Origin of the sequence: Mycobacterium sp. (assembly GCF_049673265.1) — a bacterium.
GTDB lineage: Bacteria > Actinomycetota > Actinomycetes > Mycobacteriales > Mycobacteriaceae > Mycobacterium.
This window is the reverse complement of sequence record NZ_JBATXN010000355.1, coordinates 1-2,082: the sequence shown is the minus strand read 5'-3', so window position 1 is coordinate 2,082 and position 2,082 is coordinate 1. Positions and strand designations below refer to the sequence as shown.

The 2,082-nt window shown below is 69.4% G+C and carries 2 protein-coding genes; both read right to left on the bottom strand.

Translation table 11 applies throughout. From position 1 onward, the window contains the following. Positions 1-126: 126 nt before the first annotated feature. The gene (locus WBF82_RS12255) at positions 127-981 is read right to left on the bottom strand and encodes a GNAT family N-acetyltransferase (protein ID WP_424383295.1); all 855 of its coding nucleotides are present in this window, start codon (positions 979-981) and stop codon (positions 127-129) included. Between the two features lie 40 nt (positions 982-1,021). Then, the coding region (gene ispG, locus WBF82_RS12250; RefSeq protein WP_424383294.1) for a flavodoxin-dependent (E)-4-hydroxy-3-methylbut-2-enyl-diphosphate synthase at positions 1,022-2,082 on the bottom strand (1,061 nt) is incomplete at its 5' end.

Below are 2,082 nucleotides of genomic sequence, written 5' to 3'. Positions count from 1 at the left end.
AACCCGGGCGGTCCCGGCGCGCCGGGCTAACCGGCAGCGACCTGTCAGCGCGCCGAGATTGACGTGAGAGCCAAGATCCGCCGCGATTGAGGGCACTGGCGTCGATCTCGGGGCAGGCGCCCCGGGTTAGTCGAGCAGGATCGTCGCGAACGAGCCGATTTCGCGGAAGCCGACACGGGCGTAGGTGGCGCGCGCGACCGCGTTGAAGTGGTTGACGTAGAGGCTGGCGATCCGCCCGGTACCGACGATCACCGCCGCCAGCGTCGCCGTCCCGGCGGCGCCCAGGCCCTGGCCGCGCCACTCCGGGTGCACCCACACCCCTTGGATCTGGCTGACCGCCGGCGATTGGGAGCCGACTTCGGCCTTGAAGATGACCTCGCCGTCCTCGAAGCGGGCCCACGCCCGACCGGCCGCGATAAGGCCGGCGACCCGGCGCCGGTAGCCCAGACCGCCGTCACCGACCCGCGGGTCGATGCCCACCTCGCCGATGAACATGTCGATCGCGGCCACCAGGTAGGGCTCGAGCTCGTTCGGCCGCACCTGACGCACGTCGGTGTCGAGCATGCAACCAGGCATGCGGTCGAGGGCCAGCAGCGGCTGGTGTTCACGCACATCGCGCGCCGGACCCCAGGCGCCCTCCAGTCGCCGCCACATCGGCAGTACCAACTCGGCTCGCCCCACCAGCGACGAGCACCGCCGCGACGTGCTCATCGCCTCCTCGGCGAACGCCTGCAAGTCGTCCGGCCCGCCGCGCAGCGGGATCAGGTTGGCGCCGGCGTAACACAGCGACTCCTCGGCGCCGCGCCGCGTCCACAACTCCCCGCCAATCGACGTCGGGTCGATGCCGTGGTCGGCCACCCGCGCGGCCACCATGCAGGATCCGACGGGGTCCTCGTCGAACACCCGGCGCACCGCAGCCTGATCGCGCGCACGCGACACTCGCCGCTCATCGGCCAGACGGAACAGGGGCGCAGCCGACATAGTGGTTCTTTCGGTGGAGACGGTGGCCAACCGGCCGTCTTCAGCTTACGGTCACAACCGGTGAACCAGTAGCTGTCGCCGCGCCGGGTGCGGTGGCGTGTTCGCTCGCCAGCCGCATCGCCTCCTCGATCAGCGTCTCGACGATCTGCGCCTCGGGCACGGTCTTGATCACCTCGCCGCGGACGAAGATCTGACCCTTGCCGTTACCCGAGGCGACGCCGAGGTCGGCCTCGCGCGCCTCCCCCGGCCCGTTGACGACGCAGCCCATCACGGCCACCCGCAGCGGTACATCGAGGCCATCGAGGCCGGCGGTGACCTCATTGGCCAAGGTGTAGACGTCGACCTGGGCCCGACCGCACGACGGACAGGACACGATCTCCAGCCCGCGCGGCCGCAGGTTCAGCGACTCGAGGATCTGGGTGCCGACCTTGACCTCTTCGACGGGCGGCGCGGACAGCGACACGCGGATGGTGTCGCCGATGCCCCGTGATAGCAGTGCGCCGAAGGCGACCGCGGACTTGACCGTGCCCTGGAATGCCGGGCCGGCCTCGGTGACGCCGAGGTGCAAGGGGTAGTCGCACTGCGCGGCCAGCTGCTCGTAGGCGGCGACCATCACCACCGGGTCGTTGTGCTTGACGCTGATCTTGATATCGCCGAAGCCGTGCTCCTCGAACAGCGAGGCCTCCCACAGCGCCGACTCGACGAGCGCCTCCGGCGTGGCCTTGCCGTACTTCTCCATGAACCGCTTGTCCAGCGAGCCGGCGTTGACGCCGATGCGGATCGGGATTCCGGCCGCGCCTGCGGCCTTCGCGACCTCGCCGACCCGGCCGTCGAATTCCTTGATGTTTCCGGGGTTGACCCGCACCGCAGCGCAGCCGGCCTCGATCGCAGCGAAGATGTACTTGGGCTGGAAATGGATGTCGGCGATGACCGGAATCTGGCTTTTCTTAGCGATCGCCGGCAGCGCGTCGGCGTCCTCCTGGCGTGGGCAAGCCACTCGGACGATGTCACAGCCGGCGGCGGTCAGCTCGGCGATCTGCTGCAGGGTCGAGTTGATGTCGTGCGTCTTGGTCGTGCACATCGACTGCACTGAAATCGGGT

Bases quoted from the DNA above. Each gene is read 5' to 3' on its own strand.
- WBF82_RS12255 (WP_424383295.1), bottom strand. From the start codon at position 981: ATGTCGGCTGCGCCCCTGTTCCGTCTGGCCGATGAGCGGCGAGTGTCG.